This window comes from Acrocarpospora catenulata (assembly GCF_018476525.1).
GTDB classification, from domain to species: domain Bacteria; phylum Actinomycetota; class Actinomycetes; order Streptosporangiales; family Streptosporangiaceae; genus Acrocarpospora; species Acrocarpospora catenulata.
In genome coordinates this window covers 38,253-52,389 of sequence record NZ_JAHCST010000036.1, presented here as the reverse complement: position 1 = coordinate 52,389, position 14,137 = coordinate 38,253, and the positions used below count along the sequence as shown (strand labels likewise).

Sequence of the window (14,137 nt, the reverse complement as noted above, 5' to 3'; positions counted from 1 at the left end):
CGTGGGCGAAGATGGGCTTGAGAGTCTTGCGCCATCCGGCACTGACTCCCATTGGCTCCACGGCACCCTTACGCTTTCCTCCCGGGGAACACCCGCCGATCTACCAGAGGAGGAACCGTTGACCGAGGTCGTGAAGGCGGCCGAGGACCGACTCCTGTCATATGAGGAGCGGGGGGTCCCCACCGGAGATCCGGTCTTCCTACTGCACGGCACGCCGGGCAGCCGCCTCGGGCCACGGCCGCGCAGCGGCCTGCTCTACCGGCTGGGGGTACGGCTGATCACCTACGATCGCCCCGGCTACGGCCAGTCGGACTCGCACATCGGCCGCCGGGTGGCCGACTGCGCCGAGGACGTCCAGGTGATCGCCGACACCCTGGGCCTGAAGAAGTTCGCGGTGGTCGGCCGTTCCGGCGGCGGCCCGCACGCGCTGGCCTGCGCGGCCCTGCTCGGCGACCGGGTGACCCGGGCGGCCGCCCTGGTCAGCCTCGCCCCGCGGGACGCCGAGGGCCTGGAGTGGTTCGCCGGCATGACCGAGTCCAACATCGCCGAGTACACCGCCGCCCTGCAGGGCCGCACCCACCTGATCGAGCGGCTCAGGGCCACCGCCGACGAGATCAAGGCCAATCCGGTACGGCTCATCGCCTCGCTCTACTCGGAACTGCCCAAGCCCGACCGGCGGGTGGTCTCCGACACCGGTATCCGCAGGATGCTGGAGGAGAACTACGCCGAGGCGCTCCGCCGTTCCGCCGACGGCTGGGCCGACGACGCGGTGGCCTTCGCCCGGCCCTGGGGCTTCGACCCGGCCGACATCACGGTGCCCGTCCTGCTCTGGCACGGCGCCGAGGACGTCTTCTCGCCGATCAGCCATTCGCTCTGGCTGGCCGACCGCATCCCGACCGCCTCGCTCACCCTGAAGACGGGCGTCGCGCACTTCGGCGCGCTGGACGCGCTGCCCAAGATCCTGCCCTGGCTGACCGGCCGGAGTCAGTCCCCCCGGCCGGTCACCGGCGTCTACCAGGGGTGAGGCTCCAGGGGGCGGCTGGCCAGCAGCCCCTCCCGGATGGCCTGAAGGTCCGGGTGCCCTTCGCCGAACGCCCGCAAGCTGGGCGCGGCCAGCCGGGCGCGCAGGTCCTGGGCCTCGCCGGGCCGCCCGGCCGCCTGGACGGCGCAGGCCAGGTTGCTCAGGCAGACCAGGGTGTCCGGGTGCTCGGGGCCCAGCTTGCCGCGCAGCGACTCGGCGGTCTCGGCGAACAGGACCTCGGCCGACTCCGGGTGGCCCTGCCGCATCCGCACCACGCCCAGGTTGATCGCGCACATCGCGATGAACGGGTGGCCGTCCGGCATGCGCGCCCGCAGGCGGTCCAGGGTGTCGGCCGCCAGTTCCGCCGCGCCCGCCAGGTCACCGCAGGCCGCCCGGTAGATGGCCAGGTTGTTGGCCGCGGCCAGGGTGTACGGGTGGTCGGGGCCGAGCACGGCGGCGAACTCCTTCATCACCCCGGCGGACAGTTCCCCGGCCTGGCCCGGCTCCTGGCAGGTGGCCAGCGTGCAGGCCAGCTCCAGGGTGCAGGCCAGCGAGTCGGGTGAGCCGGCGACCGCGCGGCGGCTCAGCCGGTTGTGGGTGTCCTTGATCAGTTCCAGTGCCCTGGCGTACTCGCCGGCCACCCGGAGCGCGGCGGCCAGGCTCTTGGCGGCGCGCATGGTGCTGGGGTGCTCGGCGCCCAGCACGCGGATGTGCGCGGCCATGTTCTCCTCAAGCAGCCGGACCGACCCGCGGAAGTCGCCGAGCTCACGCAGGTCCCTGGCGAGGTTGCTGGCCGAGGACAGGGTGAACGGGTGGTCGTGGCCGATCACCGCCTGGCGCCGCTGCAGGGTGTTCTCGTCCAGTTCCAGGGCGCGGTGGAACTCGCCGACGTGGCGGAGCGCCACCGCCAGGTTGTTGGCCGCCCCCAGGGTGCGCGGGTTGTCCTCGCCGTACCCCTCCCTCCACAGGTCGTAGGTGGTGCGCTCGACCTCCAGCGCCTCGGTCAGCTCGCCCAGGGCGCGCATGTCGGCGGCCAGTCCGGCGGCGGTCATCAGCGTGTTGGGGTGGTTCTTGCCGAGCGCCTTGGTCTGCTTGTCGAAGACCTCCTTGTCCAGCTCGCGGGCCTGCTGGTAGTGGCCCTGCGAACGGAGCACGTTGGCCACCTGGGACTGGAGCTGGAGGGTCTGCCGGTCGTCCTCGCCGAGCTTGGTCTCCCAGGTCACCTTGAGCGACTGGCCGAGTTCCAGGGCGGCCTGGTACTCGCCGCGCTGCCAGAGGAAACGCACCCGGTCGATGAGCAGGTGCCGGGTCTCGGCCTCGTCGCACTCGCCCGCCCTGGACGGGCCGAGGTGCGGCCAGATCAGGTCGTAGCGCGGCCCGTTCTCCGGCGAGTCGGTGTCGCCCTCGGTGGGGCGGGCGTCCACCAGCACGTTGTGCACCTCGTGCACGGTCTGCTCCTGGAGCTCCGGTGACATCTGGTCGCGGACCACGGCCTGCACCAGGCGGTGCACCTCGATGAAGTTGCCGCTCTGGTCCACCTTGGCCAGCGCGAAGCGGCCCAGCTCCTGGATCACCTTGCCGATGACCATCCGCTCGTGCAGGGCGTCGTCGTAGGGCAGCAGGCAGCGGCGCATCGCGTCGCTGCGCACCAGGCTGAGCGAGACCGGCTCGGGGGCGAAGAAGGCCAGCAGCTCCAGCAGCCGCACCGAGGCCGGGGACCGCCTGCGCAGCGCGGTGAACGAGACGTTCCAGGTGGCCGCGACCGGGGACGGGTAGTTGGCGGGGGTGCCCATGGAGAGCATGCCGGACAGGGTGCCGTCCAGCTGGGACAGGTACTCCTCGACGGTGGTGCCGGTCTCGCCGAGCCAGGCGCCCGCCTGCTCGATCGCGATGGGCAGGTCGCCCAGGGCCTCCGCGATGCGCACGGCGTCCTCGGCGGTCAGCTTCTTGACCCGGCGGGTGAGGTGCTCCAGGCTCTCGGCCCGGCTGAACACGTCCACCTCCAGCGGGGCCGCGGTCTGGCTCCACGACTGGTTGCGGGAGGTGATGATCACGTGCCCGGAGCCGCCGGGCAGGTACCGCTCGATCTGCTGGGGCGCGTCCGCGTTGTCGAAGATCAGCAACCACCGGCTGTACGGCAGGCCGCGCCGCAGCGCGTCCCGCACCACCCTGGCCGGTTCCAGCAGGTTGTCGGGCGACTCGATGTTCAGGTGCGCGGCCAGCTCGCCCAGCGCCGAGGCGACCAGGCCCGGCTGCTCGGCCTGGATCCACCAGACCAGGTCGTAGTCGGCCATGAACCGGTGCGCGTACTCCAGCGCCACCTGGGTCTTGCCGACCCCGCCCAGGCCGTACAGGGCCTGCGGGAGCACCACGGTGGAGCCGCCGGCCACCAGTTGGTCGCGGAGGTTCTCCAGCAGGATGCCGCGGCCGGTGAAGACGGCGTTGCGGGTGGGCACGTTCCAGACGGCCGGGGCCTCGCCGGGGAAGCGCGGCGCGGCGGTCCTGCCCTCCTCGCCCTGCGCGGGGGGCCGCCGGTCGAACAGGCGCAGCAGCGCGGTCACCGCCTGCTGCGGGGTCATCCGGCGCAGGTCGACGGGCTCCCTGTCGATGAGCGGGGAGATCAGGCTGACCTCGCCGACCCGGACCGGGATGAGCAGGTGCCGGGCGCCGGACGGGTCGGACTCGGCGGCGGCGCCGAGCACCTGGAGGGAGCGCCTGGCCCGCAGGTAGGACGAGGACACCACGGCGATGACCCGGTCCACCTCCTGCACGATCCGGCCGATGTTCTCCTCGGCCGCGCCGGGGATGTCCCCGGAGCTGAGCATGGTGACGTTGAGCCCGGCCGAGCGGAGCACCGCCTGGATCCACTCGGCCCAGAGCCGGTCCTCTGGGGCGTAGCTGACGCAGACCCGGGTGCTCGGCACCACCGGGCGGCGCAGGAAGTGCTGCCGGTAGCGGAGCCGGAGCTTCTCGGCCTCCTCGGCGGTGACCGCCCGCCCGCCCCGGCTGGGCGGCGCCAGCGCGCGCACCTCGCCCTCGGAGATCACCCCGGTGAGCCGCTCGCAGGCGGTGAGCATGGAGGAGGTCAGGCCGGGCGCGTCCCCGAACGGCGCGAGAATCTCCTCGAAGGCGTAGAACGGCCGGTACGGAATCTCCACCGACCCCCAGTACCGCCGCGCGGCCTCCTCCGTCATGCCGGTCGGGAACCGGCCGAACCTGCTGCGGGCCAGCGCCCGGCCGATGTCGGCCTTCTCCTTCTCGCCCTCCTCGATGCGCATCGGCACCGGCAGGATGCGGATGCCCCGGTTGTGGTACCGGTCGTCGATCTCCCTGGCCAGCGCGGAGGCGCCCTCGATGCTCTGGTTGCTGAGCGTGAAGCAGACCACCAGGGTGTCGGGCAGGTTGACGGTGCAGATCTCGGAGACGTCGCTCAGCCCGGTCCGGCTGTCGATCAGCACGTAGTCGTAGTTGCGCTTCATGTCGTTGCGGAGCGCGTCCAGGAACTGACCGCCGTGCCACTTGTCGTAGAAGTCGTCCCACTCGTAGCTGGAGACCTGGGCCGAGTACTCCCGGCGCTGCCGCCCGGCGGAGATGAAGTCCAGGCCGCCCCCGGGCGGGAAGTAGTCCCACTCGATGGACACGGCGCTGGCCAGCACCTTGGCGTGCCGCTCGATGAGCGCGGCGAAGTCGACGCCGGGGTGGACCGCGTCGTGCGCGTAGTCGGTGAGGATCTCGATGACCCCCGGGGTGGACTCGACGATCTCCGGATCCAGGAACGGCTGGAAGAACCGGTGCAGTCCTGGCGATTCCAGGTCCCAGTCCACCACCAGCACCCGCTTTCCGGCGCTGGCCAGGATCCAGGCGGTGTTGGCGAGGGACATGGTGCGGCCGGTGCCGCCCTTGTACGAGTAGAAGGTCACGATATGACCCTCCTGCTCGGGGGTGCCCTCGTGCTGAACCTCGTGCACTGCCTGACCATCAAGGCCGGTCATGCCGTTCCTCCGCGTCGCGATCGCCGTTGAACAGCGCAGGACCCTTCAGGCGGGGCCGCGGGAACTCCGCGGCCTGGCTGGGAGCGGTCTGCGTCACACTTTCCAGGTTCTCCGTCAGCTTTTTCAGGTACTGCTTGCTGACGATGCGCACCAGATGGGGCAGGATCGCCTCGAACTCCTCGACGGACACGATGCCGCGGAGGGCCTCCTTCGTGGACGACCGCTCCTCGGCGGCGAACCGGTTCCGGAACACCGCGGCCACCTGGCGCGTGAGATTCGTCACGCTATCGGAATTCCGGTCCGCCCCGGCGCCGATCAGGACCATGACACGGATCCACGGACGGTCCAGTTCGTCGAACCGGCGGAGCCCGTCGGCGACGGCGGGATCGGCGAGCGCCCAGGGGTCCACCAGAAGCAGCCCCGGCCCGGCGGGCACGGTCTCTTCGAGCAGGCCGGGCGCGGCCTCCTCGAAGGTCACCGCCTTCGGCTGGTACTTCAGGTTCGCCAGCAGGTACGAGGCCAGCGCCACGATCGGCTTGCCGGACCGGGAGTGGTAGGGGTTCCAGTCCAGCGGCGAGTCCCCCGGCCGGGGCCGGGCGGCCACCATGAGGCGCAGCGGCGGCCGGGTGGTCGAACCGGTGAAGGCGGCCGGGCGCACCTCGGCGGGCCCGCCCCAGCCGGACCGCAGGTGGGACCGGCTCCCCGCGGCGGCGATGCGCTCGGCCAGGTGGCGCACGGCGGTGTGGTACTCGGTCTCGAACCGGGAGAGCCTGACCAGGCCGTACAGGCCGTAGTCGGCGTAGGCCGAGCCGAACTCGGTGGGGTCGAAGGGCACCGAACGCACCTCGGCCGGGAGTTCGGAGAAGTCCACGGGGCTCCACACCGCGGGCACGATGGAGCCGAGCACGGGGGCGGCGCCGCTCTCCCCCCTGCGGGTGAACAGCTTCCACTCCACCGCGCAGGCCTGGTCGGCGAAGTACCGATCGGAGTAGAGCGGAACCAGCACCTTGCAGGAGGAGACCGCGCGCAACACGTCCTCGGGCAGCGGGACGCCGGGCGCCACGCGGCGTTCCTCCATGAAGCCGGTCACCCGGCCCGCGAACTCGGCCAGTCCCCGGTTGAGGTCCCGGTAGAACTTGCCGACGAACCGGTTGGACTCGGCGCGGTCGGCGGGGGCCGACGGCGTCCGGGCGTGGCTGAGAAAGAAATATGGTCCGATGTCATTCGCTTTCATCGAACACGTTCCTCAGGTCGGGGAAATCCTGGGTGCCGCACGGGCGGAGCCGGGTGCTCTTCGCGGTCAGCACGATGTTCTGGGCGATCTCGAATGTGGCGACGTCGTAGTCGTCGCGGTAACGGCGCCGGGCAGCCAGTCCGTACAGTCCCCCGCTTTTGTAGTGGTCGCCCATGTTGGCGAAGCTGAATTGGCGGCTCTGCGCGACCTCGGGCAGGTCCTCCTGGTCCACCGGGGTCCAGAAGACCGGGACGATGGCGTGCACCGGATTGCCGGTGAGATTGGCGTGCAGGTCCTCCCGGACGCTGAACGCGTGCCATTCCATGCCGCACCACTCACTGGAGAAGTACCGGTCGGAATAGAAGGCCAGCAGCACCCGGCAGCGGGCGAGCGCGCCGAGGATGTCGGCTTTCCAGGCTTTTCCGGCGGGAATATGCCGGTCGATGATTCCGACCGGCCCGTCCGGGTGGTCGGTCATGTGCATGATGTGGGTGGACAGGTCGGTGAGCACCTGTTCGATGAGATAGTCCGGGTCGTCCTGTCCCCGGATCGACGGCGCGTGGGCGTAGGACAGGAAGAAGTACGGATCCGCCGTCTTGGACGCCGTGGGGGGATCGTGTCTGCGCGCGCCCGGCCGGATCTGCGTCATGCCGGCCTCAGCCTGTTCCGCGCCGGTTCTCGGCGAGCCAGCGCGTGGCGAAGTCCACGGCCGGGCCCATCGGAGCGAGCCGGGTCGGGGCGGAACCGACCTCTCCGCGATTGACGATTCCCGTTCGGTCAAGCGCTTCACCAATACAAGCGAAGTCCGTGTCATCAAGAACGATGTCCATATATTCGCACCATTCCCGTCGTCCGTCCGGCGTCTTGACCACACAACGGTAGACCGCCTCCGGAGGTTCCGGTTGACGATACTCGGCGAGATGGAATGCCGAGCAGGAGTCGTAGCCGGCCCCGAGCAGGAGGATATGGGCGCCGGTCCGGTACATCGCGCCGAGCGGGGAAAGCTCGCCGAGATGGCATTTCCGATCGTGGCCGTCCATGAGCGTGGCCGCGGCCGGGCCGAGCGCGGCGAACGAGGTCTGCGGATGGTCGCTGCGAATGGCGCCGGGGGTCATCCGTAACTGCTCCGGAATCTGCCCCATGCCGCGCGAAGGCATGGTTTCACGATCAAATGGCGGCATTTGCGCGTGATACCACATTTTCTCGGCGGGCGTCATGCCCTGTACGGCCTCAAGATAGGCATTCGACGACAGGGAATTGTGCTCGGTGAAGGTAGGGGCGACCAGGGTGCCCTCCGGGCCGAGCACGTCGCGGACGGCGGCGATCACGGCGGCCGGGCCGCCCGCCACCGTGCCCACTTCGCTGAGCGAGGAGTGCACCAGCACGATGCCGCCCCTGGGCAGGCCGATCCGGCGCAGGTCGCGCGCGAGCGTGGCACGGGTGTGGACCACTTCCGTGTCAGAAGGAGTCACCCAGCACCCCAGAGTTCGGCGATCGGTTTCACGGGCCGAGCCGGGCCGCCGCCCTGCGCATCTCGCCCACCAGTCTCTTTCCCAGCGGGGACAGATCGAACAGGGCGGGATCATCCAGCAGGTCGCCCGCCTGCCGGGCCAGCGTGCGCCCCGCCGCGCCCAGGTAATCGGCGTGCGCCAGCCGCCCGTAGGCCGCGTACAGGCGCTCCTCGGCCTCCCGGTTGCCCTCGGTGAGGTGGAACATGTCGTCCAGCGCCCCCAGCTGGGCGCGCTGGAACTCGCGGGCCAGGGTGAGGGCCATCGCGGCGGGGTCGGTGGCCGGGCCGAGGGCGACGGCGCCGTAGGCGGCGCGGGTCACCGCGCCGTCGCCCGCCACGGGCGTGATCACGCGCAGCCCTGAGCGCATCGCGGCCGCACGGCTCGGGTGTTCCCGGGCCAGCAGGTCCCAGGCTGCCGCGAACACCTCACGTAAGCGGTCGAACTCGGCCGCGTCGAGGCGTTCGCGGATCTGGGGGCCGAAGCCCGTCCGGTAGCGGTCGACGTCGTCCAGGAGCACGGTCAGGTCGCCGTCGTACAGGACCCGGACGGGTTCCCAGGCGGGGTCGCCGGGGCCGAACCTGCGGTGTCCTGCGCGGACCTCGAAGGTGCCGTCGGAGACGGTGACCTGGGCTTCGGTGCCCTCGCCCACGGTGAGCCTGCCCAGGCCTGGCAGGTGAACCCGGCCGTCCAGGACCGGCACCCTGACCCGAAGCCGCTCGCCCGCGCGCAACGCCACCGCGGCCACGATGGCGGCCAGGTGGCCCCGGTGCTCGACCGCCACCTGGCCACGCCGCCGCTGCACGGCCGCCCAGGCCCGGACGTACGGATAGTCGAAGACGTGGTCCACGGCGGCGCGGTGCTCGCGGTCCAGGCGGACCAGTAACGGCCAGACGCCGGAGACCCGGGTGGCCTGCGCGACGCCCTTGCGGGTCAGGCCACGCTGGGCCCTGAGCAGGTGGGCCACCTCGGCGGGGTCGCCGCGGGCGGTGCCGAGCAGCTCCAGCATGTCGGCGGAGAAGCCGAGTTCGGGGGGACGGGGTGGCAGGCCGTCGCGGATGGTCTGGATGAGTTCGGTCAGGTCGGTGCAGTAGACGGATGGGTTGTGGAAGCCGGTGCCGGTTCGGTAGCGGTGGGCGTAGAGGCCGCCGCCGCAGCTGTCCACCAGGGAGCAGCTCTGGCAGGTGGGGGTGAGGCCGGCCTTGCCGAGTTGCCTGGCGGTGATGCCGGGGTGGGCGGCCACCAGGTCGAGGGGGTGGTCGCGGGCGTTGAGGCCGGTGGCCGGGGCGCCGTCGAAGGCGGTCTTGAGGGAGTCGGCCTGCTCGTAGCCGCCGTCGGTCTCGATCACGACCAGGTCGGTGGGGCTGAGGCCGAGGGACTCGGTGAGGCTGCGGCCGCCCCGGCTGGTGAGGATGATCGACTCGAACATGCGCACCCGGGTGGGCCGTCCGTCGGCCTGCCAGCGCCGGTAGACGGCCAGCAGCCAGTCCGCGTACGGCGTGGCCTCCCCACCGGTCCCCGGCGGGGGGTTGTCCCAGGTGGCGTGCGGGAGCAGGAAGTCGACCCTGGGCGGCTCCAGGCCGATCAGGGTCTCGTAGACGCGGATCGGGTCGTTGCGCACGTCCACCGTGCAGAGCAGGCCCGCGTACCGTTCCGGGGCGTGCTCGCGGAGCAGGGCCACCGCGCGGACCACCTGGTCGAAGCTGCCCCGGCCGTCACGGTGCACCCGGTGGCGGTCGTGCGCGGCCCGGTCGCCGTCCAGGGACAGGCCGACGCCGATCTCCTCCTCCCGGAACATCCGGCAGAACGCGGCGTCCAGCAGTACGCCGTTGGTGTGCACGCGCAGGTCAAGCGCGGCCACGCCGTCCAGGGCGCGGCGCAGCTCCCTGGCGGTGCGGCGAAGCCGGTCCACCCCGGCCAGCAGCGGCTCCCCGCCGTGCAGCACCACGTGCACGTCGGTCAGCCGGTGGCGCCGGGCGTGCTCGGCGATGCGGTCGGCCACCAGGGCGGCCGTCTCCGCCGACAGGTACGCCGGGCGGCCCTGCCAGCTCTGGTCGGCGTGCGTGTACACGTAGCAGTGATCACACGCCAGGTCGCACCGGCTGGCGACCTTCACCACGAACTGCCGGAGCGGGATGAGACCGGCCATACCGCTTCACACCGCCCAGCTCATACCGCCACCCGGCTCATTCGGCTCGGCACCGGACCCGTTTCCGCCGGGTCAGATCGCCGAGTTGAAGGCCACCGATCCGTCGTCGATGACGATTTCAGCAAGTGGCACATCCGCGAGATCCACCACCACGTCAGACATGAGCTCAGACATAGCCCGCCACCCCATTTATCGAGACTTGTCGAGGATTTCCCGTGGAGTAGGACTTGGGCACAACGTCGTACCAAATCCGGAGTGCCCCCCGACGTTACCCCGGCGGATCTCGTTACACCAGCAGTCATCCGGGGTGGGGTAGCCGATCCTCACCCCCTCGATCAGCCCGGATCAGCGGTCCTCGGGGGCCTCGCCCTTGGCTTTGATGAGCAGGCGGAGTTCGGCCACCGCCTGGGCGGCCCGCTGCTTCTCCGAGCCCTGGATGCCCATCGCGCCCACCACGCTGCCGTCGGCGATGTCCAGCCGGGGCCAGGGGTCGGCGCCGGCCAGGGTCACGTCCAGCACCTCGGCCCACTCGTAGCGGTGCGTGCGCAGCGCGTTGACCACGGTGATGCCGCGCTCGTCCGCCACCACCCGGAGGCGGCCGAGCAGGTGCAGCACCCAGGCGACCAGGCCGAAGAAGACCAGGATGCCGATCCGGTCGGGGATCTTGAACTGCGCGGGCAGCAAGATCGCCAGCACGATGGCCCCGGTGACCATCACCGCCGCCAGGCCGTACGCGACGAAACGGGCGCGGCGCGGGCGCCAGGTCATGGGCAGCTGGGGCGGCAGTGGATCACGCACAGCACCGTACGGTATCGCGCCGCCCCCTCGATCAGGACGTCAGCCCACGCAGCACGACGGCGGTCTCCAGCGCCGCCACCGTGGCCTCGTACCCCTTGTCCTCGTGGCTGCCCGGCAGGCCCGAGCGGTCCACCGCCTGGTGCACGCTGTCACAGGTGAGGACCCCGTTGCCGACCGGGGTGGACTCGTCGAGCGCGATCCGGGTCAGCCCGGCGGTGACCGAGTCGCAGACGTAGTCGAAGTGCGCGGTCTTGCCGCGGATCACCGCGCCCAGGGCGACCACCGCGTCGTGCCGCCTGGCCAGCGCCTGCGCCACCACCGGCAGCTCCAGCGACCCGGCCACCCGGACCACCGTGGGCACCGCGCCGCAGTCCTTGGCCGCCTGCACCGCCCTGGCCACCAGCTGGTCGGTGATCTTCTCGTGCCAGCGGGCGGCCACGATGCCGACGGTCAGGCCGTCCGCCTCGACGGGAACCGCCTCCGGACGTCCGGCGCCGCTCATCACATCTCCTCGGGAATGTCGTGGCCCAGGCGGTCGCGCTTGGCCGCCAGGTACTTCTCGTTGTACGGGTTGACCGCGATGGGCATCGGCTCCCGGCCCAGCACCTTGATGCCGTATCCGTCCATGCCGCGCATCTTGGCCGGGTTGTTGGTGAGCAGCCGCACCGACTTCACCCCCAGGTCGCCCAGGATCTGCCCGGCGTTGGAGAACTCGCGGGCGTCCACCGGCAGCCCCAGCTCCAGGTTGGCGTCCACCGTGTCGTGGCCGTTGTCCTGGAGGTTGTAGGCGCGCAGCTTGGCCATCAGGCCGATGCCCCGGCCCTCGTGGCCGCGCAGGTAGACCACCACGCCCCGGCCCTCGGCCGCGATGGCCGCCATGGCGTGGTCCAGCTGCACCCCGCAGTCGCAGCGCAGCGAGCCGAACACGTCTCCGGTCAGGCACTCGGAGTGGGCCCGGACCAGCACGTTCTCGCCGTCGCCCAGGTCGTCGCCGTAGACCAGCGCCACATGCTCGCCGCCGTCCAGAGAGCTCACGTAGCCGTACGCGCGCCAGCGGCCGTACTCGTTGGGGATCAGCGTCTCGGCCACCCGGGTGACCACCCGCTCGGTGCGGCGGCGGTGCTCGATCAGCTGCTCGATGGAGACCAGGGCCAGGTCGTGCTCGTCGGCGAACTCGCGCAGCCGGGGCAGCCGGGCCATGGTGCCGTCGTCGTTGACCACCTCGGCCAGCGCCCCGGCCGGGGTGACCCCCGCCAGCCGGGCCAGGTCCACGGCGGCCTCGGTGTGCCCGGGCCGGGCCAGCACGCCGCCGTCCCGGTACCGGAGCGGGAAGATGTGGCCGGGCCGGACCAGCTCGTACGGCTCGGTGGCCGAGTCGCACAACGTCCGGATGGTGCGGGCCCGGTCGGCGGCCGAGATCCCGGTGCTGACCCCGTCCCTGGCGTCCACGCTGATCGTGTACGCGGTGCGCATGCGCTCCCGGTTGTCCTGCACCATCAGCGGCAGCCCCAGCCGGTCCAGGTCGGCGCCCGGCATGGCCACGCAGATCACCCCGCTGGAGTGCCGGATGGTGAAGGCCAGCAGCGCGGGAGTGGCCTTGGAGGCCGCGAAGATGAGGTCGCCCTCGTTCTCCCGGTTCTCGTTGTCGACCACCACGACCGGTTTGCCGTCACGGATGTCGGCGATCGCGCGCTCGATGGGATCCAGCCTGATGGTCATACCGCCACCGCTTTCCACTTTCATGATCTGATCACTAGCTTCTCGACGTACTTGGCGATGACGTCGACCTCGAGGTTGACGGGGTCGCCCGGCTGCTTGGCGCCGAGCGTGGTGAGCGCGAGGGTGGCGGGGATCAGGCTGACCGCGAAGCTCCGCTCGTCAACGGCGGTCACGGTGAGGCTCACACCGTCCACCGCGATCGATCCCTTTTCCACTACATAGCGCGACAAATCGGATGGGAGGGAGAGGCGGACCACCTCCCAGTGCGGGGTGGGCTCGCGGGTCAGGATGACCCCCGTGCCGTCCACGTGACCCTGCATGATGTGGCCGCCCAGCCGCTGGTCCACCCGGACGGCCCGCTCCAGGTTCACCCGCGACCCGGGCTGGAGCACCCCCAGGCACGAGCGGTCCAGGGTCTCCTTCATCACGTCGGCGGTGAACACCTCACCGGTCACGTCCACCACGGTCAGGCAGACGCCGTTGACCGCGATCGACTCGCCGTGCCCGGTGCCCACGGTGACCAGCTTCCCGCGTACCGCCAGCCGGGCGGCGTCGGCGCCCAGCCGGTCGATCCGCACCACCTCGCCGAGTTCCTCCACGATTCCGGTGAACATCTACAACTCCTTCAGGGGGATCGGCCGGGCGGTGATCCGCAGGTCCGGCCCGACGGGGGCGACGTCGAGGAACTCCAGCCGGTGGGTGCCGCCGATGGTGGCCACCCCGGCCGGGCCCAGCGCGGCGGCGCCCGAGCCGAGCAGGGCCGGGGCCAGATAGGCGACCACCCGGTCCACCAGCCCGGCTTTCACGAAGGCCCCGGCCACCACGGGGCCGCCCTCCACCATCAGGCTCACCACGCCGCGGGCGCGCAGCTCGGCCAGCAGGGCGGTCAGGTCCAGGCCGCCGGGCACGCGCGGCAGGCGGACGTAGTCGGCCTCGGGGGCTTTGGCGTCGTCGGCGATCGCGATCAGGGTGGGGGCGGCGGAGTCCAGCACGCGCGCCTCCGGCGGGGTGCGGCCGTCGCTGTCCAGCACCACCCGGAGCAGGGGTTTGGGGCCGGCCGGGCGGGCGGTCAGCCGGGGGTCGTCGGCGAGCACGGTGCCGATCCCGGCCAGGATGGCGTCCTGCTGGGCGCGCAGCCGGTGCGCGTCGCCGCGTGCCTGGGTGGAGGTGATCCACTTGCTGGTGCCGTCCTGTGCCGCCGAGCGTCCGTCCAGCGTCGCCGCGAACTTCCAGGTCACGTACGGCCGGCCGAGCCGTACCGAGGTCAGCCAGGCCGCGTTGCCCGCCTCGGCCTCCTCGGCCAGCACCCCGGTGTCCACCTGGATGCCGTGCGCCCGCAGCCGGGCCACGCCGCCGGCGGCCAGCGGGTTGGGGTCGGTGACCGCCACCACGACCCGGCGCACGCCCGCCTCGATCAGCGCCTGGCTGCACGGCCCGGTCCTGCCGATGTGGTCGCAGGGCTCCAGCGTGACGTACGCGGTGCCGTCCCTGGCCCAGTCCCCCGCCGCGCGCAGGGCGTGGATCTCGGCGTGCGGCCCGCCGGCGCGGGCGTGGTAGCCCTCCCCCACCGGGTTGCCCGACGAGTCCAGCACGACGCAGCCCACCACGGGGTTGGGGCTGGTGCCGCCGAGGCCGTGGGCGGCTAGCGCGATGGCGCGCCGCATGAAGTCGGCGTCGCTCTGGTCTGACACCCCGGGTCTCTCCTCACCTGTGTCT

11 protein-coding genes are annotated in these 14,137 nt (G+C 71.5%); 1 reads left to right on the top strand and 10 read right to left on the bottom strand.

The features are described 5' to 3' along the window. Nucleotides 1–118 precede the first annotated feature (118 nt). The gene (locus KIP79_RS29430) at nt 119–1,024 is read left to right on the top strand and encodes an alpha/beta fold hydrolase (RefSeq protein WP_214108192.1); all 906 of its coding nucleotides are present in this window, start codon (nt 119–121) and stop codon (nt 1,022–1,024) included. Here KIP79_RS29430 and fxsT read toward each other — a convergent pair. From fxsT to ribD, 10 genes are all read right to left on the bottom strand, one after another. Next, nucleotides 1,012–5,013, bottom strand: a complete 4,002-nt coding sequence (gene fxsT / locus KIP79_RS29425; protein ID WP_214108191.1) for an FxSxx-COOH system tetratricopeptide repeat protein — start codon at nt 5,011–5,013, stop codon at nt 1,012–1,014. The genes KIP79_RS29430 and fxsT overlap by 13 nt on opposite strands. Next, entirely contained in the window at nt 5,000–6,247 is a 1,248-nt protein-coding gene (locus KIP79_RS29420; RefSeq protein WP_214108190.1) for a TIR-like protein FxsC, read from the bottom strand. The genes fxsT and KIP79_RS29420 overlap by 14 nt, the downstream gene beginning before the upstream one ends. Beyond that, nucleotides 6,234–6,896, bottom strand: coding sequence for a TIR-like protein FxsC (locus KIP79_RS29415; protein WP_214108189.1), 663 nt, complete (start codon nt 6,894–6,896; stop codon nt 6,234–6,236). The genes KIP79_RS29420 and KIP79_RS29415 overlap by 14 nt, the downstream gene beginning before the upstream one ends. 7 nt (nt 6,897–6,903) lie before the next feature. Next, nucleotides 6,904–7,719, bottom strand: coding sequence for an AAC(3) family N-acetyltransferase (locus KIP79_RS29410; RefSeq protein ID WP_308169951.1), 816 nt, complete (start codon nt 7,717–7,719; stop codon nt 6,904–6,906). A gap of 28 nt (nt 7,720–7,747) precedes the next feature. Further along, on the bottom strand, nt 7,748–9,904 hold the full coding sequence (locus KIP79_RS29405; protein ID WP_214108187.1) for an FxsB family cyclophane-forming radical SAM/SPASM peptide maturase: 2,157 nt from the start codon (nt 9,902–9,904) through the stop codon (nt 7,748–7,750). A gap of 345 nt (nt 9,905–10,249) precedes the next feature. After that, the gene (locus KIP79_RS29400) at nt 10,250–10,702 is read right to left on the bottom strand and encodes a PH domain-containing protein (protein ID WP_308169950.1); all 453 of its coding nucleotides are present in this window, start codon (nt 10,700–10,702) and stop codon (nt 10,250–10,252) included. Between the two features lie 31 nt (nt 10,703–10,733). After that, on the bottom strand, nt 10,734–11,204 hold the full coding sequence (ribH, locus tag KIP79_RS29395) for a 6,7-dimethyl-8-ribityllumazine synthase (protein WP_214108186.1): 471 nt from the start codon (nt 11,202–11,204) through the stop codon (nt 10,734–10,736). After that, nucleotides 11,204–12,421: a bifunctional 3,4-dihydroxy-2-butanone-4-phosphate synthase/GTP cyclohydrolase II gene (locus KIP79_RS29390; protein WP_214108185.1), complete on the bottom strand. Its 1,218-nt coding sequence runs from the start codon at nt 12,419–12,421 to the stop codon at nt 11,204–11,206. Before KIP79_RS29390 ends, ribH begins: the two co-directional genes overlap by 1 nt. A 20-nt stretch (nt 12,422–12,441) precedes the next feature. Continuing rightward, nucleotides 12,442–13,035 (bottom strand): riboflavin synthase, encoded by a 594-nt coding sequence (locus KIP79_RS29385; protein WP_214108184.1) that lies wholly within the window; start codon nt 13,033–13,035, stop codon nt 12,442–12,444. After that, nucleotides 13,036–14,112, bottom strand: coding sequence for a bifunctional diaminohydroxyphosphoribosylaminopyrimidine deaminase/5-amino-6-(5-phosphoribosylamino)uracil reductase RibD (gene ribD, locus KIP79_RS29380; RefSeq protein WP_308169949.1), 1,077 nt, complete (start codon nt 14,110–14,112; stop codon nt 13,036–13,038). Between the last annotated feature and the right edge of the window lie 25 nt (nt 14,113–14,137).